Source organism: Agrobacterium sp. LY4 (assembly GCF_001526585.1).
GTDB lineage: Bacteria > Pseudomonadota > Alphaproteobacteria > Rhizobiales > Rhizobiaceae > Agrobacterium > Agrobacterium leguminum.
In genome coordinates, this window is record NZ_ASYA01000052.1 from 209,503 (window position 1) to 230,670 (window position 21,168).

Genomic DNA, 21,168 nt, shown 5'->3' on the forward strand with positions numbered 1-21,168 from the left:
CGCACGGCGCTATTTGCGCGATGTCGTCTAAAAGAGTTCAGTTGACGTCGTCGGGCAGCACCGGCAGCGGCGCGATCTCGATACCCTCGTCCAGCAGGGCCTTGGCGTCCTGCGCCGAGGCATTGCCGATGATGCCGCGTTCATCCGCTTCGCCATAGTGGATCTTGCGGGCTTCTTCCGGAAATTTATCGCCGACATCTTCCGCATTGGCGCGGATATTAGCAACGGCCTCGCGGATTTTCGCAAGCGCCTCTTTTCGGGCTGTATCCATGGCCAGCGTCTGGCGTTCGTCTTTCTTGCGGGCGGTGGAAACCGAAGGCGCCATCAACAGCTTCGAGACCTGCACGGAATTGCAGACCGGGCAGGACAGGAAACCGCGCTGCAACTGATCGTCGAAATCGTCGCTACCGGCAAACCAGCCTTCGAACTCATGGCCCTTTTCACAGGCCAGCGCATAACGGATCACGCCGCTTCACCTCCGGCAGGTTTCAGGGGAATAACCGTGTCCAGACCAAACTCGCGGGCATTGCGGAGATTGGGAATTTTTCCGCGCGCGGCAGCCACCAGCGAGGTATCGATCTCGGCGAAGATGATCTCTTCGCCAGCGCCGCCGGCAACGGCCAGAACCTTGCCCCATGGGTCGATGATGATGGAATGGCCGAAGGTCTCCCGCCCGTCCTCATGCACGCCGGCCTGCGCGGCGGCGATGACGAAAGCGCCATTTTCGATGGCGCGGGCGCGCAGCAGGATTTCCCAATGGGCCTCCCCCGTCTGCCGGGTGAAAGCCGCCGGAACGGTCAGAACCTCCGCACCTGCCAGCGCCTCCGCGCGGAAAAGCTGCGGAAAACGGACGTCATAGCAGATTGCGAAGCCGAATTTCCCCAGTGGAAGTTCGGCGATACGCGCCACTTCGCCGGGTTGATAGGCAGCGCTTTCACGCCAGCTTTCACCATTGTCGAGATCGACATCGAACATATGGATCTTGTCATAGCTGCAGATGCGCGAACCATCCGGCGCGAAGAGAAAACCGCGATTGGCGATCTTGCCATCCGGGCGGGCAATGGCCGTGGAGCCGACATGGACATGAATGCCGAGTTCGCGGGCAAGACGGGCGGCCGTCGCAACGATGATATCGCCGTCGTCATCCCGCAGTTGCGCACGCAGCGCCTGCCTGTCCTTCTGGATTGCGCCCGTCATTTCCGGGGTCTGCACATAAACGGCGCCCTCGGCCGCAGCCGCACGCACCAGCCGTTCCATATCGGCGGCGTTTCTTGCCGGATCGACGCCAGAGCGCATCTGAATGGCGGCAGCCTTGAAACTCATCACATCCTCCATACCCGCAAGATCGCGGCCGATCAGGCGGCCAGTAGCGCATCCAGTTTACCGGCGCGCTCAAGCGCGTGCAGATCGTCGCAGCCGCCCACATGCTGGCCGTTGATGAAGATTTGCGGGAACGTCGTTCCGCCGGACTTCTCGATCATTTCCTGCCGGTATTCCGGCGTCGTCGTGGCGTTATACTCGGCATAATCCACGCCCTTGCTGTCCAGCAGCGCCTTGGCGCGCGCGCAATAACCACAAAAATCCCGCGTATAGATCGTCACCGGTGCCATGTTTTCAAAGCCCTCGCAAACGTGCGGTAAAACGCACGATAAAGTCATGTCATTCAGGTTTCATATAGGCCCGGAAATGGCCATTGCAAAGGTCAAAACCGTCACATCCGCGGCACCGGCCCTGCGCAGGGCGCGGCTTGCCGCACCCACCGTCGCGCCGGTGGTATAGACGTCGTCCACCAGCACCACCCGCCTGCCATGGACATCTGTTTCCCGGCCGGGTGCGAGCGCGAAAGCGCCGCGCACATTGTCCCGCCGGGCAAGCGCGGAAAGCCCCACCTGCCGCTCTGTCGGCTTCACGCGCAGCAGCGTGCCTGCAAGCAAGGGCTTGCCGGAGGCCCTGGCCAGATGCCGCGCCAGCTCGGCGGATTGATTGAAGCGGCGGCGCAGGAAACGGTTGCGATGCAATGGAACGGGCACGATGCAATCGCAGGCATCCACCGTTCCGTCGCTTGCCCTCAGCATCCACAGCGCCATCAGGCGGGCGAGATCGGTCCGATCCTGATATTTCAGCCGGTGCACCAGCTTGCGGGCGGTTCCCTCATGGCTTGCGACGGCGCGCAGCCGGTCAAAAGGCGGCGGTTCGGCAATCGCCTGCGCGCTCACGAAACCGTCTCCGTGATCCCGCGCGAAGGGAATGCCCAGAACCTCGCAAAAAGGGCGATCGATAAAGGCCACATCCCGCCAGCAATCCGCACATAAGGCGCCCTCGCCGCCGGTCATGCGGGTGCAGCCCGCGCAGGTTGGCGGGTAGACCATACGAAAGACCGCACGCCACATGTCTCCCGCCGCCGCCGGCACGGCCGCAGACTTCGACAGCAACCCCGAAAACAGACTTTCACCAGCACCCATGAGGTTGACTTTACCGCCGAACGGGTGCCTTTGCGAGAGCGATAGTTCCCTCCCGACACCGGGAAAACGATGCCCCAAGCGGCATGAGACCAACGATACGGCCCGCCGATCCCGAAGGCGTTTGAGGCCGAGCAGGCAAGACGATGGATATTCTCTTTGACCAGGCCCTGATCGAACAAAACCGTCGCCGGGCGTGGAACCGGCGCGACGACAAGGCCCTGTTTCTTCTCGATATGGCAGCCGAAGAGCTGGCCGACAGGCTTGCCATCGTCGAGCGCCAGTTCGAGACCGCAATCGAACTTCACGGCGGAACCGGCGTCACCGCGCGGCGGCTGGCGGAAACCGGCAAGGTGGATACCATTCGCCGTATCGAAACCGAGAGCTGTTTTGCGACGGATGCGAATATTCCCGAAGCCGCTTCCATGGAGCATCTGCCGCTCGAGGAGGCCTCCGCCAACCTCATCGTTTCACCGCTTGCCCTGCATCTGACCAACGATACGCCCGGCGCGCTGATCCAGATCCGCCGGGCATTGAAACCGGACGGCCTGTTTCTCGGCGCCATTCCCGGCAGCGGCACCCTGCAGGAACTGCGCGACGTGCTGCTGACCGCCGAGGCGGAGCTGACCGGAGGCGCCAGCCCGCGCGTCATTCCCTTCGCCGATGTGCGCGATGTCGGCGCGCTCTTGCAGCGCGCCGGCTTTGCGCTCCCCGTGACCGATGCGGAAAGCTACACCGTGCGTTACGATTCGATTTTCCCGCTGATGCGCGACCTGCGCGCCATGGGCATGGCCAATCCGTTGGCAAGCCGCAGCAGAAAGCCGCTCAACCGCGCCTTTTTCCTGCGCGCGGCGGAGCTTTACGCCGAGCGATATTCCGATCCTGACGGACGGATAAGGGCGACATTTTCCATCATCTATGTATCAGGCTGGGCGCCGCATGAAAGCCAGCAGAAACCGCTGAAACCCGGCTCCGCCAAGGTGCGGCTTGCCGATGCCTTAAAGACAACCGAGGTGAAGCTGTCCTGAGCGATCAGCCGAAAGGCTTCAACTCGCCAAAGTGTCTACGATGAACTGAAACACGGCATTGATATTGCTGCTGATGCTGCCTGCGCCAGCGATGAGGGCGGCGGAAATCAGCCCGGCGATCAAGCCGTATTCAATCGCTGTCGCACCGTCTTCGCGTTTGCAAAAATTGATAAAAAAATGCAGCACAGGATATTCCCCATCCGCCATCCGGTGCGTTGCGACAACCGGCATCTGCCCTGTTGAAATCAACTCTATCCTAGGTCGGCGATGTGAGGAATCCGTTACCTTTGATGGTAAACGATCAGCAACCGCTCTCGTTGCTATAACCCGTGACCACGCAGGGCATTTCCGGCATCGGCTGGGTGATGCTGCGACGGATGGAATAGGTCTTGCCCACATCGGTCTTCTTGATGGAGCCCGTGCTGATCATGTCGTAATTGTCGGGAAACTGCGCCACCCGCGTCGAGGATTTTCCGGCAAGCATGGGAGTGACGATGAGCGAGAGCGCGATAACCGCCGTGCCGAAAAGCAGCGCCACATTGAGCACGCCGGTGCGACGGGATTTGTCGGAATACAAGTGACGACCTTCCACCGTCTTCCAGAAATCCTCGTTCATGACCAACCTCGTCTCGCGCAGTTTACCGCTTCTTTAGCTTAACAATCTGCCAGAGGGTGCTGAACGATCTCTTAACACAGCCCCGTTTTGGCACGGCAAAGCGCTGCAAACGGGGCATTTTCACGAAGCTGTGACGGGATAATACGCGAGGAACTCGGGGGACTTCCCGATTTTATAGCAGATCCTGCAGGAAGGGGATGAGCGGCTCATCGGCCGGCGGCATGGGGTAATCGCGCAGGGCCTGCGGCTTCACCCATTTGATCGCCTGCCCTTCCCGGCCATGCGCAATGCCCTCATAACGGCGGCACACGTAAAGCGGCATCAGGAGGTGAAAGGTCTCATAGGTGTGGCTGGCAAATGTCAGCGGTGCGAGGCAGGCGACCTTGGTTTTGATGCCCAGCTCCTCGTCCAGTTCGCGGACAAGGGTTTCCTCCGGCGTCTCGCCATGCTCCACCTTGCCGCCCGGAAATTCCCACAGGCCCGCAAGCGACTTGCCTTCGGGGCGCTGCGCCAGAAGAATGCGGCCATCCTGATCGAGAAGGGCGCAGGCGGCGACCAGCAGGATTTTTTTGCCAGCCTCGCTCATTCGCCGGTTCCCTTGCGCCAGTAGCGATAACGATAAGCCTCGGAGAAGCCGAATTTTTGATAAAGGGCGATGGCAGGCGCATTGGTGGAAACCACCTGCAGCCAGGCGGTTTTTGCGCCGCTTATTCTCGCCCAGCGCAGTGCCGACGACAAAACCTGCGTACCGAGGCCCTTTTTACGCTGCGACTTTTCGACATCGAGGGAGATGATGCCGGCAAGGTCGTTATCCTGCACGCAGATCACGGTCGCGAGCGGATTGCCTTCCACTTCCTCATTGATGAAGAGGCCGAGCGCCGGCTTGATGGAGCTGACGATTTCCGCAATCGCCGGACGGAGCGCCGGGTCACTATCGCTGACCTTGATGCTCGCCTCGACAAAACGGCCGATATCGTGGCTCGGCAGGCTGACCAGCGTTTCGGGCAGCTCCATGCCGGAGAGATCGGCCGTCATGACCATCACCTCTTCGAACACGGACCAGCCGTCATTCGCCAGAAAATCCCTGAGCTGCGGCGGCATCAGCGTCGTTTCGCGCACCACCAGCGGTCGGCCGAAATCTTCGAAACGCTTGCGCGCCTTTTCCAGCCGCACCGCGCTGTTTCCGTAATCGGACGGGTCCAGCGGCACCACGCAGTTGATGCGCTTGGAGGGGTGCGAACCCGTCAGGCGGATTTGCCAGCTACCGTCATAAATCACCGACGAGGCAGGCCATGCCCGGAAGCTGACGGCTTCCAGACGGCGAACCAGCGGCAGATTGACGGCTTTATTGTCCTGCATTCTCTTCGGCTCCAACGGTCAGCTCCGATAGTCGCCGTTGATCGCAACATATTCTTTCGTCAGGTCACAGGTCCAGACGGTCGCAGTGCCCTGACCGAGACCGATATCCACCTTCACCGGAATGTCTTCGAGACGCATCACCGCGCTGGTTTCCGCCTCCGAATAATCCGGGTCGCGCTCGCCGTTGACGGCCACGCGCACGCCGCCGAACCAGATGGCGAGGCGGTCGCGGTCGGCCATTTCGCCGGACTTGCCGACGGCCATGACGACGCGGCCCCAATTGGCGTCTTCGCCGGCAACCGCGGTCTTCACCAGCGGCGAATTGGCGATGGAGAGGGCAATCTTCTTGGCGGCGGCATCGTTTTCCGCGCCCGTTACGGTGACTTCCACCATCTTGCGCGCGCCTTCGCCGTCACGAACCACCTGCAGGGCAAGGTCCTTCAGGAGATCGTTCAGCGCGGTGCGGAAGCCGGCAAGGCGCTCGTCATCGGCGCTCGTTACCTTCACCTGACCGTCTTCAGCGGCAGCACCTGTCGCAAACAGCATCAACGTATCGGAGGTGGAAGTGTCGCTATCGACCGTCACGGAATTGAATGTCGGGCCAACACCGGCAGACAGCAGCGACTGCAGGGCGGCGGGCTCGATATCCGCATCCGTCACCACGAAAGAGAGCATCGTCGCCATGTCGGGCGCAATCATGCCAGCACCCTTGGAAATGCCGTTGATCGTCACGATCACGCCGCCGATCTCGGCGGTGCGGGTCGAAACCTTGGGATAGGTGTCGGTCGTCATGATCGCCTTGGCGGCTTCCTGCCAGAAATCGGCTTCCGCCCTGACATTCATGTCGCCGAGAACGCCGGCAAATTTCGAGGCATCCAGCGGCTCGCCGATCACGCCTGTCGATGCCAGGAAGACCTCGCCTTCAGAACAGCCAACGGCGGCAGCGGCGGATTTCGCCGTCAATTCGGTCGCGGCCTTACCCTTGACGCCGGTAAAGGCATTGGCATTGCCGGAATTGACCACCACGGCGCGCGCCACGCCGCCGCCGAGATTGGCGCGGCAGAAATCGACCGGGGCAGAAGGGCATTTCGATTTGGTGAAAACGCCGGCAACGCTTGCCGGCTTGTCGAACACCATCAGCAGAACGTCGGTGCGGTTCTTGTACTTGATGCCGGCGGCGGCCGTCGCCATGCGAACACCGCGGAGCGCAGGCATGTCAGGATAGGATTTCGGAGCGAGCGGGGAAACGGCAACGGACATGGGAAGCGCCTGAAATTCTGGAAAAGGGGTCTGGAATGCCTGAGATGAAACGGGGCGGCCCATAGCCGCCCCATAACCTGAATTTTTACTGCTGCGGCTGAGCCTGCTGTTCCTTCGTGGCTTCGTCGTAGCCCTTCTTCAGCGTCTCATCCATGATTTCGATCTTCTGGTCGGCCTTTGCCTTCTCGATGAGGGCAACGTACTTGTCACGCATGACAAGCTGACGAACCTGCGGCTCGACCTGCTCGAAAGCCGGCGGCGGTGCGATGCGCTTGTCTTCCAGCTTGATGACGTGGAAGCCGAACTGGGTCTTCACCGGAGCCTTGGTGTAGGCGCCCTTTTCGAGACCGAAAGCGGCTTCTTCGAATTCCGGCACCATGCGGCCCTTGCCGAACCAGCCGAGATCGCCGCCGTCATCCTTGTTGGAATCGGTGGACTTTTCCTTTGCGAGCGCTGCGAAATCCTTGCCCGAATCAAGCTGCTTGATGATGTCCTTGGCTTCATCCTCGCTGGCGACGAGAATGTGCGCGGCCTTGATTTCCTCTTCCTGCGGCAGGGCTGCGACTTCCTTGTCGTAGCGGGCCTTTACTTCGTCAGCGGTAACGGCATCGACCACGTGCTTGCGGAAATAGGCGTTGTGCAGCTCACGGTCCTGGATGAATTCCATGCGCTTCTTGAAATCTTCAGTCTTTTCCAGACCTTCGGCGCTGGCGTTCTTCACCAGAAGCTTGACGTCGATCGCGCCGGAAAGGGCTGCAACCTTCTTCTGCTCATCGGGAAGCTGCGCGAGCTGCGGGTCGAGGTTGCTCATGGCGAGGTCGAGTTCGGACTGGTGGATTTCCAGATCGCCGACCTTGGCGACAACCTTGTCTTCCTGTGCGAAAGCCGGAAGCTGGAGGCCGAGCGTGGCCACAATCACCGCAGCCGCAATTTTATTATAGCGCAACATTTTGAACCTTTCGGGGACAATGCCGGCTCCAGACATGGTTTCCGGCTCTGAAAAAACTTCCAAACACCGGATTGTGGCCATTCTGTAACGGGCAGAACCGTTGACATCATTTGCCCCCCCTCTTATCTGTCACGCAACCTCGCGTCCAGATACGTTGAAGGGCGAAGTCCGTCATTTATGCTGAAATCGGCGTGACGGAGAAAAGCGCCCGGCAAAACGGAATTTCAGAAAGGGCCAGTAAGATGGTCAGTCTCGGCGGAATAGCCCGCAAGTTGTTCGGTTCGGCAAATGACCGCCGCGTCCGCTCCTATAAAAGCAAGATCGCAGCCATCAATGCGCTGGAAGAAGCCACCAAGGCGCTCTCCAACGAAGCGCTGGCGGCCAAGACCGCCGAGTTCCGCCAGCAGCTTGCCGATGGCAAGACGCTGGACGACCTGCTGATCCCGGCTTTCGCCGTCGCCCGCGAAGCGTCGCGCCGCGTTCTGCATATGCGCCCCTTCGACGTGCAGCTGACCGGCGGCATGATTCTGCATGGCGGCGCCATCGCCGAAATGAAGACCGGTGAAGGCAAGACGCTGGTGGCGACCCTTGCGGTCTACCTCAACGCCCTTGCCGGCAAGGGCGTGCATGTCGTCACCGTCAACGACTATCTCGCCAAGCGCGACGCGGCCACGATGAGCAGGCTCTATGGCTTCCTCGGCCTGACGACCGGCGTGATCGTCCACGGGCTGGACGACGACCAGCGCCGCGAGGCCTATGCCTGCGACATCACCTACGCCACGAATAACGAACTCGGGTTCGATTATCTGCGCGACAACATGAAATATGACCGCGCCCAGATGGTTCAGCGCGGCCACAACTACGCGATCGTCGACGAAGTCGACTCGATCCTGGTCGACGAGGCGCGCACGCCGCTCATCATTTCCGGCCCGCTGGACGACCGTTCCGACCTTTACAACACCATCGACGCCTTCATTCCGCTGCTGACGCCGGAAGATTACGAAATCGATGAAAAGCAGCGCTCGGCCAACTTCTCCGAAGACGGCACCGAGAAGCTCGAGAACCTGCTGCGTCAGGCGGGCCTCCTGAAGGGCGAATCGCTTTACGACGTCGAAAACGTCGCCATCGTCCATCACATCAACAATGCGCTGAAGGCCCACAAGCTCTTCACCCGCGACAAGGACTATATCGTCCGTAACGACGAAATCGTCATCATCGACGAGTTCACCGGCCGCATGATGCCGGGCCGCCGTTATTCCGAAGGTCAGCATCAGGCTCTCGAAGCCAAGGAAAAGGTGCAGATCCAGCCGGAAAACCAGACGCTTTCCTCCGTCACCTTCCAGAATTATTTCCGCATGTACGAAAAGCTGGCCGGCATGACCGGTACGGCAGCGACGGAAGCGGAAGAATTCGGCAACATCTACGGCCTCGACGTCATCGAAGTGCCGACCAACCTGCCGATCCAGCGTATCGACGAGGACGACGAGGTTTACCGCACCGGCGAGGAGAAGTTCCAGGCGATCATCACCGAGATCAAGGCGGCGCATGAACGCGGCCAGCCGGTTCTGGTGGGTACGACCTCCATCGAAAAATCCGAGCTTCTGGCGCATCTCCTGCGTCAGTCCGGCTTCTCCGATTTCCAGGTCCTGAACGCCCGTTATCACGAGCAGGAAGCCTATATCGTTTCGCAGGCCGGCGTTCCCGGCGCCGTGACCATCGCCACCAACATGGCCGGCCGCGGTACCGACATCCAGCTCGGCGGCAACGTCGACATGCGGCTTGAGCGCGAGCTCGAAGGCATGGAGCCGGGTCCCGAGCTTGATGCGAAGGAAGAGGCAATCCGCGCCGAGATCAAGGTGCTGAAGGAAAAGGCGCTTGCCGCCGGCGGTCTTTACGTCATCGCCACCGAGCGCCACGAAAGCCGACGCATCGACAACCAGCTGCGTGGCCGTTCCGGCCGTCAGGGCGACCCGGGCCGTTCGAAATTCTACCTCTCGCTTCAGGATGACCTGATGCGCATCTTCGGTTCCGAGCGCATGGACTCGATGCTGCAGAAGCTCGGCCTGAAGGAAGGCGAGGCAATCGTCCATCCGTGGATCAACAAGGCGCTGGAACGCGCCCAGAAGAAGGTCGAAGCCCGCAACTTCGAGACCCGCAAGAACCTTCTGAAATATGACGACGTGCTGAACGACCAGCGCAAGGTGATCTTCGAGCAGCGTCTCGAGCTGATGGAATCCGACAATATCGGTGAAACCGCAGCCGATATGCGCCATGAAGTGATCGAAACGCTCGTCACCAAGCATATTCCGGAAAATGCCTATGCCGAACAGTGGGATATTGCAGGCCTGAAGGCCGGCATCGCCCAGTTCCTCAACCTCGACCTGCCGGTGGAGGAATGGGCTAAGGAGGAAGGCATCGCCGAGGACGATATTCTCCAGCGTGTTACCGAGGCCGCCGACAAATACGCCGCCGAGCGCGCGGAACGTTTCGGCCCCGAGATCATGACCTATGTGGAACGCTCGGTCATTCTCCAGACGATCGACCATCTGTGGCGCGAACATATCGTCAACCTCGACCATCTCCGCTCGGTCGTCGGTTTCCGCGGTTATGCCCAGCGCGACCCGCTGCAGGAATACAAGGCGGAAGCTTTCGAACTGTTCCAGGCGCTGCTCGCCAATCTGCGCGAGGCCGTTACCGCCCAGCTGATGCGCGTGGAACTGGTGCAGCAGGAACCGCAGCAGCCGGAACTGCCGGAAATGACGGCGCATCATCTCGACCCCAATACGGGCGAAGACGAAATGGCGCAGGGCCAGCAGGCCGCGCCCGCCGCCTTCGTGCCGGCCGAGGATCGCGATCCGGAAAACCCCGCCACTTGGGGTCGTATCGGCCGCAACGAAATGTGCCCCTGCGGCTCCGGCAAGAAATACAAGCACTGCCACGGCGTTTACGAACAGGCCTGAGGCAGTTCCTGACAGACAAACGAAATCGCCCGCACCTTCGGTTGCGGGCGATTTTCGTTACACCCCTCGATCGCTGTTGACGGATATCGGCAATTTCCAATATGGGAGCCGGATCGTCTTCCGGAAAACGCTTTCATGTCCCCTCGCGACTTTGCCGCTTATGTTTTTCTCGCACTCGCGTGGGGAATGTCCTTCCTGCTGCTTTTGCATGTCGTGGAGGCCTTCGGCTGGATCGGTGCGGTCACGCTCCGCTCGCTGGTCACCGCCATTACCCTGTTTCTGATCGCGATTGCGGTGCGCCGAAAGCTTGCATTTTCCGCGAGCTGGCGCGCCTTTGCAGTCGTCGGCGCAACAACGGTCGCGGGACAGTTGATCGGCCTCTCCTATGCGACGCCGCTGGTCGGCACCGCCATGGCCGCCATATTGGTGGCCACCATCCCGCTCTTTTCCATGCTCATCGCGCAGGTCTGGGGTATCGAGCGTCTGACGCGTCAGGGCATTGCCGGTCTCGTCATCGGTCTTGCCGGCATCGTCCTGCTTGTCGGCTTTCCCGCCGTTCCCGTTACAACCGGTTTCATCATCGGCTGCGCCGCCGCCGTCGCTGCGTGCATCTGCGCGGCCTATGGCAGTAATTTTGCCAGCCGCCACCTGAAGGGCGTGGGTTCCTGGGAAATCACCATAGGCTCATTCCTGACAGGCGGCCTGATGACCCTGCCGCTTCTCTTCGCGGTCCCATTGCCGAGAACGCCTGATCTCATCGATTACGGTTATCTTCTGGTGCAGGCGGTGGTCATGAGCGGCCTCACTTACATCACCTATTTCAAGCTTGTCTCCTCGATCGGCGCAACCAGGGCGATCAGCGTGGAATTCGCCGTGACCGTCGTTGCGGTCCTCGTCGGCGCGCTGGTGCTGGATGAGCCGCTTTCGCTTCCCCAGCTTTTCGGCGCCGGCATCATCATTCTGGGCTGTGCGCTGGTCCTCGATCTCATGCCCAGAAAAAAGGCTCCGCCCACACCCTCCGGGGCGTGAAGGGTTTATTAGCGTTTTCCACCAATAGTCGTGCTGGTCATTGCTGATCACACGGGATCGCGCTTGCGGCGCGAGGGAAAAATGCAACCGGGCAAATCTGACTACGAGCATTACTGGGACCCGTTAAGGGCACTCCTCATGCTGCTTGGCATTCCCTATCATGCCTCCCTCCTCTACAGCCATGCCCTGCCATGGGACATCAAGGATTTCGACACCAGCCCGTTTCTGAGCGCGCTGGGTGCCGCACTCGTCACCTTCCGCATGCCGGCATTCTTTCTGGTGGCCGGCTATTTCTCCACCATGGTCATCGGCAAGAAGGGCAAGATGCGCTGGCTGAGGCAGCGTTTCCTGCGCCTCGGCGTCCCCTTCATCGTCGCCATTCTTCTGCTCGGGCCGTTGCAGCTTTTCCTACTGCAACTGGCCGGCGTCGCCAAAGGCGATATTCCGGCCGACCGACTGCTTGAGAGCCTGCCCGGCCTGCTGCGTCCGAGCGAACAGTGGATCATGCATCTATGGTTCCTGCCGGCCCTTATCTTCTATTCGATCCTGCTTATCGTCCTGCTGTTTCTCGCGGAACGTCCGCCATTGGCCTATGTGAAAGATTGGTTCACCACCCTGCGGCAGCGGCATACCACCCTGTTTTTCGCAATGCTCTGCCTCGTACCTGTTGTGTGGGAATTGATGATCTACGGATCCGGCCAGCTTGCGGCAAAGAGCGGAAGCGGCCTCTTTCTTCTCTATGAACGCGCTTCCGATCCCTATGCGCGTTACCTGCCATTCTTCCTCATCGGCGCGCTGCTGCACCGTGACCGCGCCCTCTTTCACCGCTTTCGCCAGACAGGCCTTCTCACCGGCGTCATCGCGGCGGGCACCATCGCCACGGCGGTGACCCTGCGCCTGCAATATCCCTTTTCGAATTCGGCCCTGCTGGTGCTGGTGTCGGCAATTGCGGCGGTGACGGCAAGCCGTCTGTTGATCGACCTCGCCTGCCGCTATTTCGACAGGCCGAACCGGCTTGCCAGACGCATGACGGATGCGTCCTTCACCATCTACCTGTTTCACCATCCGCTGATCTACGCCTTCGGAACGCTGTTCATCCTCATTGCGCTGCCGCCCGTCCTGGAGTTTACCATCATCGTCGTGGCCACCACGGCGGCGGCCTATATGCTGCATCAGGCGATACGCCTCAGCCCGCTCGCCCTTTTCCTGTTCAACGGCATTCGCAAGCCACGCGTGGCGGACGATATTGGCACACAGGCCGGCGCGTCCCAAACCCTTCGTTAAGGATGAAGCGCGTATGATCGGCCTGCCTATTCAACTGGAAATGATGGCGTGTGGATCATGGCTATCCTCAACACGGCGGAAAAAGCCTTACCCGCAGGCCTGCGCGCGAAGCTTTCGCCGCTGGTAGCGAAAGTCGCCGTTGTTCTTTCCGGCGGGGATGAGGTCTCCCGCGCGCAGCGCATGGCGCTGGTTGCGTTTGCGGTGCGTATTGTCAGCGCCGGTATCGCCTTCATTTCCCAGATCATTCTTGCCCGCCTGATGGGCGAATTCGAATATGGTCTGTTCGCCTTTGTCTGGGTTCTGGTGATCCTGTTCGGCAATCTTTCCTGTCTCGGTTTTCACACGACCGTCATCCGCTTTTTACCCGGCTATCGTCTGGAAGATGCCCATGACAAGATCATGGGGCTGACCTCGACGGCGCGTGTCTTCGCCATGCTTTCCGCCAGCGCGCTTGCGATTTTCGGTTTTGTTTTCCTGTATTTCTTCGGCGAACGCATCGCCTCCTATTATCTCATTCCCGTGTCGCTGGCGCTTTTCACCCTGCCGATGGTGGCGCTGGGCGATGTGCTGAACGGCACCGCGCGCGCCAATGGCTGGGCGGTCTCCGCACTCAGCCCCACCTATATCGTTCGCCCGGTGCTGATCCTGCTGTTCATGCTGGTGGCAATCGGTCTCGGCGCGGAAAAAACCGCAACGACGGCCATGCTGACGGCCCTTCTTGCCACCTATGTCACCACGCTTTTCCATTTCGCCTTCATGAACCGTCGGCTCAACCGGCATTTCCGCAGCACGGCCCGCAGGGTGCATTTCCGCCACTGGATAAGGTTCGCCTTCCCGATGTTCCTGATCGACGGCATCGGTTTTCTGATGACCAATTCCGATGTGGTGATCGTCGGGCTCTATCTGCCGCCGGATCAGGTCGGCATCTATTTTGCCGCGGCAAAGACCATCGTGCTGATGCAATTCGTGTTTTTCTCGGTGCAGGCAGCCGCCGCCCCGCGCCTGGCCGCCCTCATGTCGGCCAATGACCGGCAGGGGCTCGCCGGTTTCGCCAGCCAGGCCGCGCGCTGGGCCTTCTGGCCGTCGCTCGCCGTCGGCAGCGTGGTGCTTCTGGCCGGCCCGTTCCTGCTGTCGCTGTTCGGTCCCGGCTTCGTTCAGGGTTATGAGCTGATGTTCTTCCTTTTTGCCGGTTTCCTCGCCAAGGCGCTGATCGGCCCGGGGGAAACATTGCTGAACATGGCCGGCAAACAAAAATTGTGCGTCGTCCTTTATATTATTATCTTCGGTTGCAACATTGCACTCAACATGGCGCTCATTCCGGTCTATGGTCTGGCAGGGGCCGCGGCAGCGGTGGCGATAGCCATGTGCATAGAAGCTGTGCTATTGCATATTGCCATTCGCCGCACACTCGGGATCGTCCTTTTTGCCTTCAACGATCCCCGGGCGGGTCAAAACACTGGGAAGGCGGTGTAACGATAAGCATGTCCAGCGATCCAAAGAATCCGGATTTTCAGGACCCGCGCATCGCGGCACTGATGGCGTCTGCGGAGCGTGACCGCCCCGTGGCCGACAGCAGCCGACGCGTGGGCCGCGATGGCAGGGAATTCTGCATCTATCCGGGTCAGCTCGGTTATGAGATGCAGGAAGAACTCGACTTTCTGTCCAACCGCGTCATGGAGGCGAATGTCTTCTTCACCGGAAGGCTTCTCGCGCCCGCCATGCCGCGCATCGAGGACAAGTCCGTGCGCTTCGCTCTCATTCGCGATGAGAATGGCGCCAGAAGCCGCATGCGCTTCCTGATGCCCTTCACCGTGGAAAAGCCGGGCTTTTCCATCGGTCCCTCCATCATTCGCGTCTGGGCCAATCCATTCGGGCCGCTCGGCACGCCGCTGGTCGACACCGAAGGCGCTGCCGAAACCCTCGACAATCTTTTCGACGCGCTTTCCGACAGCAACATGCGTCTGCCGAATGTTCTGGTTCTGCCGGATGTCCGGCTGGAAGGGCCGTTTGCCCGCATGTTCAAAGCCATCGCGCTCAGCCGCAACCTGCCGGTGACGACGACGGGCAATTATTACCGGCCGATGCTGGAAAGCCTTCTCGATGGCAAGGCGTATCTGCGAAACGCCCTTGCGCCGCACCATTTGCGCGAAATGAACAGGCAGTGGCGTCAGCTCGAAAAACTTGGGCCCCTCTCCTATACCGTTACCCGGCAGCCAGCGGACGTGCGTTACCGCATGGAGGAGTTTCTGGCGCTGGAGGCGAGCGGCTGGAAAGGCCGCAAGCGCACCGCGCTGGTCAACGACCGTTATCGCGCCGCCTTCGCCCGCGAGGCGATCACCAATCTGGCCGAAGCGGATGCGGTGCGTATCCACACCATCGATCTCAATGGCAGCGCCATCGCCTCCATGGTCGTCTTCATCACGGCGGGCGAGGCCTATACGTGGAAGACCGCTTTCGACGAGAGCTATGCGCAATTTTCTCCCGGCAAGCTGCTGGTGCAGAAATTGACCGACTGGCATCTGGATGACGCCAATATTCTGCGCAGCGACAGCTGCGCCGTGCCCGATCATCCGATCATGAGCCGTTTCTGGCAGGAGCGTCAGGAAATGGGCACGCTGGTCGTCGGGCTTGCCCAGAACAGCGACCGGGACGTGCGGCAGGTTTCCACGCAGGTGGACATGTACCGCAACACCCGCAACCTCGCCCGCAGCCTGCGGCAGAAGATCCTGTCTTTCGGACGCAAGGGCAATTGATCCGAAGGGAGCCGGTGGCGCCCTTCGAAGTTTCTGACACGGGCAAAGCCTGCTTCAGCGCGAAGCCGTCCGGATCATCTTGCACAATTGCGTCAGCGCCGCATCGTATCCGCCGCCCAGAATATCGACACAACGGCGGGCGAGCTTGATCTGCTCGGTCCGCGACATATCGTTGTAGGCTTGCAGGGCATTGCGCATCGCGCCGGGAGACACCGTGCCCGAGCCGCCGGGACCGGTGGTGCTGCCGCCGGGATTTCCGGGTGTGCCGGTCGAACCGGAGCCGCCGATACCGACGCCGACGCCGAGACCGACACCGCTCGAGCCGCCCACATTGGCCCCGACATTGGCATTGATGCCATCCGAGCCGCCAACGGAAGCGTTCACACCGGCATTGACGCCGCTGGAACCGCCGACGGATGCATTGACATCCGCATTGACCCCATTGCTGCCGCCGACCGATGCGTTGACATCCGCACCCAGCCCGCCGCCGCTCCTGCCGCCGACATCCGCACTGGCGTTAACGCCACTGCTGCCGCCAACGGAGGCATCGACCCCGAGCCCACCGCTGCCATTGTCGCCAACACTGGCGTTAACCCCATTCTCGCCACCGATCCCGATATCCAGCGCATGGGCGTTGATCGGCAGGATCAGGCAGGCGGACAGTAATAAATTGCGAGAAAAAGCCCTCATAATTTCCTCCCTATGAGTTTGGCCATTCCCGCCCCGCGTGGAAACTCCACGCTGACATCATAATTCAATTAGTAATTGCGTATATTCTAATTTATTAGAGGTCCCTAATATTACCCTAATGCCGCAACTGCAGGTGTCGCGATCCGGCACAGCCACCCTCCGCAACATTTTGATCGGCGGCCCGGCAAAGACGGCAAACCGCGCGCGCAAACACGCGCAATTCAAAAGGATAAGTCAGCTTTGGGGTTGCACGTATGGCCTTGACCATGATAGACGCCGTGGCATTACCACCGTTGCCCCAATGGCGGAATTGGTAGACGCGCCGCACTCAAAATGCGGTTCCGAAAGGAGTGCTGGTTCGATCCCGGCTTGGGGTACCATTTCCAAAAGCGCATTGATTTCTCTAGGCTTTGCCCCGCACGGGCCAGTGAATTCTCCAATGGCTTCAAGCCGCCGACAAGCTCACGAAACTTTGCTTGCGCGCTCCCGAGTATTACCGGGCTTTCATTTGCCAGATGCGGCGGACTCGATTAGACGAATCCCGTTACACCCCGTGAGGACTGGCGACTTAATTTCGCCATCACGCCCGCCTTTTTGAAAGCCCGTCCGGGATATCTGCTTCTTCGCGAAGTTTGAGGAAAACAACATGGCCAATGCGACCACCGCCGACAATAGCCGCACGCTCGCCGCTCTCGGCGTTACGGCGGGAATGATCTTCACCGTCGGCTCCGCCCTCGGTTTCCAGCATATTGGCGGTTATACGCCCTGCGCGCTGTGCCTGCTGCAGCGCGATCCCTACTATTACGCCATTCCGCTGGGCATATTGGCCATTGCGACCAGCATCTTCAAATTGCCGGTTCAGATCACCCGGCTGCTTCTTGCCCTTATCGGCGTGGCGATGCTGATCGGCGCCGGGCTCGGCGTTTATCATGCCGGTGTGGAATGGGGTTTCTGGGAAGGGCCGATCACCTGCGCCACCGGGGCGCCTTCCATCACCACCAATGCCGGCGATCTGCTGGGCAATCTGAACGCTATCAAGGCGCCTTCCTGCAACGACGCCGCTTTGCGGGTGCTCGGCCTTTCCTTCGCGGGCTGGAATGTCATCGCAAGCGTTGCACTTGCGGCAGTCGCCTTTTTTGGCGCGAGCCGTAAAAGCCGGTAAGCGGAAAACCGCGTTGCAGTCCTCGAAAGATCAGGGCTGCAGTTCGGTATCCCAGTAAAGATAGTCCATCCAGCTTTCGTGCAGATAATTGGGCGGGAACAGCCGCCCGTTATTGTGCAAATCCTGAACCGTCGGCTGGAAGGGCTTCTGAGCCGGGAACATGCCTGCCTGCTTGGGAAGCTTGCTGCCTTTTTTAAGGTTGCAGGGAGAGCACGCCGCAACGACATTGTGCCAGGTGGTTTCACCGCCATGCGCGCGGGGAATCACATGGTCGAAGGTCAATTCGTCCCGCGTGCCGCAATACTGGCATTCGAACTTGTCCCGAAGGAAAACGTTGAAGCGGGTGAAGGCGGGGTTGCGGGTGGGCTGCACATAGGTCTTGAGGCTGACGACACTCGGCAGCCGCATGGAAAAGCTGGGGGACGACACCGCGTGATCATATTCTGCAATGATGTTCACACGGTCTAGAAAGACGGCCTTGATCGCGTCCTGCCAGGACCATAACGACAAGGGATAATAACTCAGTGGCCTGTAGTCTGCGTTCAGAACGAGCGCCGGCAGGGCCTGTGGTGAAACTGCAATCGTCAAGGGCTTCTCCTGAGCGATTCGGCATCTGCACTTGTATATTAGGTCCGTTGTTACAGGATTGTGAAGCCTATAAATGCAGCGGCGAAGAGCTTAATTTTTGAGCCGTAAAGTGGCCTTTTTCGCATTCCTGACGATCGAACGGCACGGTGACACCTCCTGGCGTTGTGACACCGCTGGCCGATGCGGCAGGAGGCGATTCGGGCCTTTGCCAGGCACAAATCCTTCTCACACCGGATGCACTATCGGTGATATGATTACCCCCGACGGACGACTGGAAAATCAATGCGCGCCGGGCATGGCAAATGTGCGGCGGCGGCATTCATCATTTCCGTCAATGGAGGAACGGTCATGAGGTTGGGCAGGCAGCAAGCGGCAGCATTGCGGGGCGGCCTGGTGGTCGGCGTCCTGACCGCCCTCATCTGCCTCTCCGTGGGCGCCCATGCCCAGCAATATCAGAATTTCGAAGTGACGCCGGATGGCCGCGGCGGGGCGCAGGGAACGATTGGCGGGCGGAATTTCGAGGTTTACCGGAATTACGACCGGCCGCCGGCAAACCGCGCCTCCCCCGAGACCCGGCGTGAACTCAGGCGGGCTGTCCCGCAGCAGACCTGTATTGTCGACACCGAGGGGCGAACTCGCTGCAGGTGAGCGCGAGCCCGGTTTTCCGGCTGTTTTCAGCGCGCTGCAACAAAATTAGATTTCATTAAAATGCAATCTATCGACTTAAACGGCCCGCAAGAATGGGTCGCTATGTTGCCAGGCACAAGACAAGACAATTGTGCAGGGGCAAGGACATGGCGAAGAGAACAATCCGTCTGGCAAAGATTTTTGCCGTCGCTGCCGGCGTGGCGGCAAGCGTTGCGACAACGGCATCGGCCGTCCAGCTCGGTGGCCTTGCCCAGAAGCCCGGTGCCTCGCGGCCCGGCCAGTTCATGACCACGAGCCGTCCCACCATCGCACCCATTGCCTTTGCGAAATTCTGTGAAAGCGCCGCTGACCAGTGCCTCCGGATTGGCGACCGCGATACGGTGGAACTGAGCAAGCAGAAGCGCACGGAACTCCAGCGCATCAACGCCGAGATCAACACCTCGATAAGCTATGTCGGCGAACAGGACGGCGAAGACGACTGGAAACTGAACCCGGCAAGCGGCGACTGCGAAGATTTTGCGGTGACCAAGCGGCAACGCCTCCTGCGCGCCGGCTGGCCTTCGGGCGCCCTGCGCATCGCCACAGCCCGCACGGCGGATGGCATAGGACATGCCGTTCTGGTCGTCAGCACCAGCCAGGGCGATCTGGTGCTGGATAACCGCACCAATGTCGTCAAGCCGTGGAAAGCGGTGGATCTGAAATGGATCAAGATTCAGTCACACGAGGACCCGCGTGTCTGGCTGAAACTCTAGAACACGGTTTCAGGCTGAAGCCGCCCTTTTGGAGGGCAGGCATTTCGGTTGCCGGTTTAAGGCAACGTATCTTTCGACCCTCAAAGCGGGTATTCTTTCCCCACAGAATCGGCGCGTCAACGCAGCTTTGGCGGGCGATGCGACAGCCGCCTTCAACGCTCTTGACCTTGTGCGGGAGAGACAGTATCGCCAGCTATGCCCAAGGTGCTCAACTGGATTCACGGTCGTAAACAACCAGCCTCTCGCGACGACCGGAGGCGGCGCAGAATTGACCTGGCGACAAGCCGGCTTCCTTCCCGATCTATGCCATTGGCGACGTGCATGGCAGCCTCGACCTGCTGTTGCAGGCGGAGCGGAAAATCCTTGCCGATCTGGGGCCCGACCCTTCTCCCGCGCTGGTCGTTCTCCTCGGCGACTATGTCGATCGCGGGCGCGATTCCCGTGGCGTTCTCGAACATTTGCTGCAGCCGCCGCCCGCGCCGCTGCGCCGTATTGCGCTTTGCGGCAACCATGAGCAGCTCTTCCATGACTTTCTCGAAAATCCGCAGCAGAATATGCACTGGCTGGACTTCGGTGGCCGCCAGACGCTTTTATCCTACGGCGTCGATATCGACTATTTCCTGCAAAAGGGCCGCCTGAGACTGCAGCCATTCAGGGATGCCCTGCTCGGCGCAATTCCGCAGACCCACCGCCAGCTTTTATCCAGCCTGCCAATCTACGCCCGGATAGGACCCTATATTTTCGTGCATGCCGGCTTGAGACCGGGATTGCCGCTGGAGGCGCAGACGGATGAGGACATGCTCTGGATCCGGGAACCCTTCCTGTCGCAAGGGGCCGGGCTGGACCTCGTCGTCATCCACGGCCACACACCGGTAACCGAGCCGGAAACCGGCCCGCAACGCATCGGCATCGACACGGGTGCATTCACCACGGGCAGGCTTACCGTTCTCAGGCTTTCGGATGCGGGTTTGCACCTGATAGGCTAACCCAGGTATTTCTGTACTTACAAAAATCTTGTATATGTCGCCAATTTATTGTACGTACAAAATATGAAAATCACTTATGACGAAACGAAGCGGCTGACGAATATCGAGAAGCATGGCCTCGATTTTGCCGATCTGACGATAGAGTTCTTTGCAAGCTCTATCGTTCTTCCCGCCAAGGAAGACCGCTTTATGGCTATAGGTGAGTTTCAGGGTCGCATCATCATTGCGGTGGTGTTCAGCCCGCTAGGTTCGCAGGCCCTGTCCGTCATTTCCATGCGGCCAGCCAGCACCAAGGAAAGGAGGCTCTCATGCCCTTAAAGTTTTCTTCGAAACGCCCGCTTACCAATAAGGAAGAAGCGGAGATTCAGAAAATGATAGCGTCCGATCCGGACGCCCCCGAAGCCACCGATAAAGAGATGGCGCAAGCCAAACCGTTCGGAGCGGTTTTCCCTGACCTTGCCAAGAGCATTGATCGGGAGATTGCGCGCCGTGGCAGGCCAAAGGCGGATGCACCGAAAACGCCGGTTACGATCCGTCTCGATCCTGATTTGGTGGAGCACTACAAAGCCATGGGCAAGGGCTGGCAGTCACGCATCAATAGCGACCTGAGAAAGCTATCCGGTCTTCCCTGACCACTCGAACGCC

Annotated in this window: 23 protein-coding genes, 1 tRNA gene and 1 pseudogene; 13 read left to right on the plus strand and 12 right to left on the minus strand. The window is 60.0% G+C overall.

Going from position 1 to position 21,168, the window contains the following annotated elements:
- Positions 1-37: 37 nt before the first annotated feature.
- The 4 genes from L904_RS24425 to L904_RS24440 are packed head-to-tail and all read right to left on the minus strand — an operon-like array spanning position 38 to position 2,462.
- Positions 38-466, minus strand: coding sequence for a DUF1178 family protein (locus tag L904_RS24425; protein ID WP_003522554.1), 429 nt, complete (start codon positions 464-466; stop codon positions 38-40).
- On the minus strand, positions 463-1,323 hold the full coding sequence (locus L904_RS24430; protein WP_003522553.1) for a carbon-nitrogen hydrolase family protein: 861 nt from the start codon (positions 1,321-1,323) through the stop codon (positions 463-465). The genes L904_RS24425 and L904_RS24430 overlap by 4 nt, the downstream gene beginning before the upstream one ends.
- Before the next feature lie 32 nt (positions 1,324-1,355).
- Positions 1,356-1,610: a glutaredoxin 3 gene (gene grxC, locus L904_RS24435; protein WP_003522552.1), complete on the minus strand. Its 255-nt coding sequence runs from the start codon at positions 1,608-1,610 to the stop codon at positions 1,356-1,358.
- Positions 1,611-1,670: 60 nt separating this feature from the next.
- Positions 1,671-2,462 (minus strand): ComF family protein, encoded by a 792-nt coding sequence (locus L904_RS24440; protein ID WP_020809607.1) that lies wholly within the window; start codon positions 2,460-2,462, stop codon positions 1,671-1,673.
- A gap of 143 nt (positions 2,463-2,605) precedes the next feature.
- Between L904_RS24440 and L904_RS24445 the strand changes: the two genes are divergently transcribed.
- Complete coding sequence (locus L904_RS24445; protein ID WP_020809606.1) at positions 2,606-3,487, plus strand: methyltransferase domain-containing protein; 882 nt, start codon at positions 2,606-2,608, stop codon at positions 3,485-3,487.
- Positions 3,488-3,505: 18 nt separating this feature from the next.
- Here the strand turns inward: L904_RS24445 and L904_RS24450 are convergent, their stop codons facing one another.
- The 6 genes from L904_RS24450 to L904_RS24475 all read right to left on the minus strand — a co-directional run bounded on the left by L904_RS24450 (position 3,506) and on the right by L904_RS24475 (position 7,671).
- The gene (locus tag L904_RS24450) at positions 3,506-3,718 is read right to left on the minus strand and encodes a Flp family type IVb pilin (RefSeq protein WP_020809605.1); all 213 of its coding nucleotides are present in this window, start codon (positions 3,716-3,718) and stop codon (positions 3,506-3,508) included.
- Between the two features lie 70 nt (positions 3,719-3,788).
- Positions 3,789-4,103: a hypothetical protein gene (locus L904_RS24455; protein ID WP_003522548.1), complete on the minus strand. Its 315-nt coding sequence runs from the start codon at positions 4,101-4,103 to the stop codon at positions 3,789-3,791.
- A 172-nt stretch (positions 4,104-4,275) separates the two neighbouring features.
- Positions 4,276-4,689 (minus strand): 8-oxo-dGTP diphosphatase MutT, encoded by a 414-nt coding sequence (gene mutT / locus L904_RS24460; RefSeq protein ID WP_003522547.1) that lies wholly within the window; start codon positions 4,687-4,689, stop codon positions 4,276-4,278.
- Positions 4,686-5,462: a GNAT family N-acetyltransferase gene (locus L904_RS24465; RefSeq protein WP_020809604.1), complete on the minus strand. Its 777-nt coding sequence runs from the start codon at positions 5,460-5,462 to the stop codon at positions 4,686-4,688. The genes mutT and L904_RS24465 overlap by 4 nt, the downstream gene beginning before the upstream one ends.
- 18 nt (positions 5,463-5,480) lie before the next feature.
- Positions 5,481-6,722: a bifunctional glutamate N-acetyltransferase/amino-acid acetyltransferase ArgJ gene (gene argJ / locus L904_RS24470; RefSeq protein WP_031233673.1), complete on the minus strand. Its 1,242-nt coding sequence runs from the start codon at positions 6,720-6,722 to the stop codon at positions 5,481-5,483.
- An 85-nt stretch (positions 6,723-6,807) separates the two neighbouring features.
- Positions 6,808-7,671: a peptidylprolyl isomerase gene (locus tag L904_RS24475; protein WP_035237262.1), complete on the minus strand. Its 864-nt coding sequence runs from the start codon at positions 7,669-7,671 to the stop codon at positions 6,808-6,810.
- 242 nt (positions 7,672-7,913) lie between these two features.
- Here L904_RS24475 and secA point away from each other — a divergent pair, with 242 nt between their 5' ends.
- From secA to L904_RS24500, 5 genes are all read left to right on the plus strand, one after another.
- Positions 7,914-10,631 (plus strand): preprotein translocase subunit SecA, encoded by a 2,718-nt coding sequence (gene secA / locus L904_RS24480; protein ID WP_035264348.1) that lies wholly within the window; start codon positions 7,914-7,916, stop codon positions 10,629-10,631.
- A gap of 135 nt (positions 10,632-10,766) precedes the next feature.
- A complete protein-coding gene (locus tag L904_RS24485) occupies positions 10,767-11,660 on the plus strand; it encodes a DMT family transporter (RefSeq protein ID WP_035264346.1) in 894 nt (297 codons plus the stop codon).
- Between the two features lie 81 nt (positions 11,661-11,741).
- Positions 11,742-12,944, plus strand: coding sequence for a glucans biosynthesis protein MdoC (gene mdoC / locus L904_RS24490; RefSeq protein ID WP_080707368.1), 1,203 nt, complete (start codon positions 11,742-11,744; stop codon positions 12,942-12,944).
- A 57-nt stretch (positions 12,945-13,001) separates the two neighbouring features.
- Positions 13,002-14,417 (plus strand): Wzx-type polysaccharide biosynthesis protein UppV, encoded by a 1,416-nt coding sequence (uppV, locus tag L904_RS24495; RefSeq protein WP_059762683.1) that lies wholly within the window; start codon positions 13,002-13,004, stop codon positions 14,415-14,417.
- Positions 14,418-14,425: 8 nt separating this feature from the next.
- A complete protein-coding gene (locus L904_RS24500; protein ID WP_031234272.1) occupies positions 14,426-15,697 on the plus strand; it encodes a GNAT family N-acetyltransferase in 1,272 nt (423 codons plus the stop codon).
- Positions 15,698-15,751: 54 nt separating this feature from the next.
- Here the strand turns inward: L904_RS24500 and uppQ are convergent, their stop codons facing one another.
- Positions 15,752-16,387, minus strand: a complete 636-nt coding sequence (uppQ, locus tag L904_RS24505) for a polysaccharide biosynthesis GNAT family N-acetyltransferase UppQ (protein WP_020812124.1) — start codon at positions 16,385-16,387, stop codon at positions 15,752-15,754.
- Between the two features lie 295 nt (positions 16,388-16,682).
- Here uppQ and L904_RS24510 point away from each other — a divergent pair.
- Together L904_RS24510 and L904_RS24515 are read left to right on the plus strand one after the other, a co-directional pair.
- Positions 16,683-16,767 (plus strand) — tRNA-Leu (locus tag L904_RS24510).
- 266 nt (positions 16,768-17,033) lie between these two features.
- Positions 17,034-17,549 (plus strand): disulfide bond formation protein B, encoded by a 516-nt coding sequence (locus L904_RS24515; protein WP_035264342.1) that lies wholly within the window; start codon positions 17,034-17,036, stop codon positions 17,547-17,549.
- 30 nt (positions 17,550-17,579) lie between these two features.
- On the opposite strand, the gene L904_RS24520 is transcribed toward L904_RS24515, so the two are convergent.
- On the minus strand, positions 17,580-18,137 hold the full coding sequence (locus L904_RS24520; protein ID WP_003585610.1) for an HNH endonuclease: 558 nt from the start codon (positions 18,135-18,137) through the stop codon (positions 17,580-17,582).
- A 348-nt stretch (positions 18,138-18,485) separates the two neighbouring features.
- Between L904_RS24520 and L904_RS24525 the strand changes: the two genes are divergently transcribed.
- The 5 genes and pseudogenes from L904_RS24525 to L904_RS24545 all read left to right on the plus strand — a co-directional run bounded on the left by L904_RS24525 (position 18,486) and on the right by L904_RS24545 (position 21,155).
- On the plus strand, positions 18,486-18,785 hold the full coding sequence (locus L904_RS24525; RefSeq protein ID WP_035264363.1) for a hypothetical protein: 300 nt from the start codon (positions 18,486-18,488) through the stop codon (positions 18,783-18,785).
- Positions 18,786-18,931: 146 nt separating this feature from the next.
- Positions 18,932-19,537: a transglutaminase-like cysteine peptidase gene (locus L904_RS24530; protein ID WP_031234180.1), complete on the plus strand. Its 606-nt coding sequence runs from the start codon at positions 18,932-18,934 to the stop codon at positions 19,535-19,537.
- A gap of 195 nt (positions 19,538-19,732) precedes the next feature.
- A pseudogene (locus L904_RS24535) lies at positions 19,733-20,523 on the plus strand (metallophosphoesterase family protein).
- A 63-nt stretch (positions 20,524-20,586) separates the two neighbouring features.
- Entirely contained in the window at positions 20,587-20,841 is a 255-nt protein-coding gene (locus tag L904_RS24540) for a BrnT family toxin (RefSeq protein ID WP_020811775.1), read from the plus strand.
- Positions 20,832-21,155, plus strand: coding sequence for a BrnA antitoxin family protein (locus L904_RS24545; protein WP_020811774.1), 324 nt, complete (start codon positions 20,832-20,834; stop codon positions 21,153-21,155). The genes L904_RS24540 and L904_RS24545 overlap by 10 nt, the downstream gene beginning before the upstream one ends.
- The last annotated feature ends 13 nt before the right edge of the window (positions 21,156-21,168 follow it).

What these genes read in the sequence shown, in the direction of transcription:
- L904_RS24430 (WP_003522553.1), bottom strand. Translation starts at nt 1,323, where the DNA reads ATGAGTTTCAAGGCTGCCGCCATTCAGATGCGCTCTGGCGTCGATCCG.
- grxC (WP_003522552.1), bottom strand. Translation starts at nt 1,610, where the DNA reads ATGGCACCGGTGACGATCTATACGCGGGATTTTTGTGGTTATTGCGCG.
- L904_RS24440 (WP_020809607.1), bottom strand. Translation starts at nt 2,462, where the DNA reads ATGGGTGCTGGTGAAAGTCTGTTTTCGGGGTTGCTGTCGAAGTCTGCG.
- L904_RS24445 (WP_020809606.1), top strand. Translation starts at nt 2,606, where the DNA reads ATGGATATTCTCTTTGACCAGGCCCTGATCGAACAAAACCGTCGCCGG.
- L904_RS24450 (WP_020809605.1), bottom strand. Translation starts at nt 3,718, where the DNA reads ATGCCGGTTGTCGCAACGCACCGGATGGCGGATGGGGAATATCCTGTG.
- L904_RS24455 (WP_003522548.1), bottom strand. Translation starts at nt 4,103, where the DNA reads ATGAACGAGGATTTCTGGAAGACGGTGGAAGGTCGTCACTTGTATTCC.
- mutT (WP_003522547.1), bottom strand. Translation starts at nt 4,689, where the DNA reads ATGAGCGAGGCTGGCAAAAAAATCCTGCTGGTCGCCGCCTGCGCCCTT.
- L904_RS24465 (WP_020809604.1), bottom strand. Translation starts at nt 5,462, where the DNA reads ATGCAGGACAATAAAGCCGTCAATCTGCCGCTGGTTCGCCGTCTGGAA.
- argJ (WP_031233673.1), bottom strand. Translation starts at nt 6,722, where the DNA reads ATGTCCGTTGCCGTTTCCCCGCTCGCTCCGAAATCCTATCCTGACATG.
- L904_RS24475 (WP_035237262.1), bottom strand. Translation starts at nt 7,671, where the DNA reads ATGTTGCGCTATAATAAAATTGCGGCTGCGGTGATTGTGGCCACGCTC.
- secA (WP_035264348.1), top strand. Translation starts at nt 7,914, where the DNA reads ATGGTCAGTCTCGGCGGAATAGCCCGCAAGTTGTTCGGTTCGGCAAAT.
- L904_RS24485 (WP_035264346.1), top strand. Translation starts at nt 10,767, where the DNA reads ATGTCCCCTCGCGACTTTGCCGCTTATGTTTTTCTCGCACTCGCGTGG.
- mdoC (WP_080707368.1), top strand. Translation starts at nt 11,742, where the DNA reads ATGCAACCGGGCAAATCTGACTACGAGCATTACTGGGACCCGTTAAGG.
- uppV (WP_059762683.1), top strand. Translation starts at nt 13,002, where the DNA reads ATGGCTATCCTCAACACGGCGGAAAAAGCCTTACCCGCAGGCCTGCGC.
- L904_RS24500 (WP_031234272.1), top strand. Translation starts at nt 14,426, where the DNA reads ATGTCCAGCGATCCAAAGAATCCGGATTTTCAGGACCCGCGCATCGCG.
- uppQ (WP_020812124.1), bottom strand. Translation starts at nt 16,387, where the DNA reads ATGAGGGCTTTTTCTCGCAATTTATTACTGTCCGCCTGCCTGATCCTG.
- L904_RS24515 (WP_035264342.1), top strand. Translation starts at nt 17,034, where the DNA reads ATGGCCAATGCGACCACCGCCGACAATAGCCGCACGCTCGCCGCTCTC.
- L904_RS24525 (WP_035264363.1), top strand. Translation starts at nt 18,486, where the DNA reads ATGAGGTTGGGCAGGCAGCAAGCGGCAGCATTGCGGGGCGGCCTGGTG.
- L904_RS24530 (WP_031234180.1), top strand. Translation starts at nt 18,932, where the DNA reads ATGGCGAAGAGAACAATCCGTCTGGCAAAGATTTTTGCCGTCGCTGCC.
- L904_RS24540 (WP_020811775.1), top strand. Translation starts at nt 20,587, where the DNA reads ATGAAAATCACTTATGACGAAACGAAGCGGCTGACGAATATCGAGAAG.
- L904_RS24545 (WP_020811774.1), top strand. Translation starts at nt 20,832, where the DNA reads ATGCCCTTAAAGTTTTCTTCGAAACGCCCGCTTACCAATAAGGAAGAA.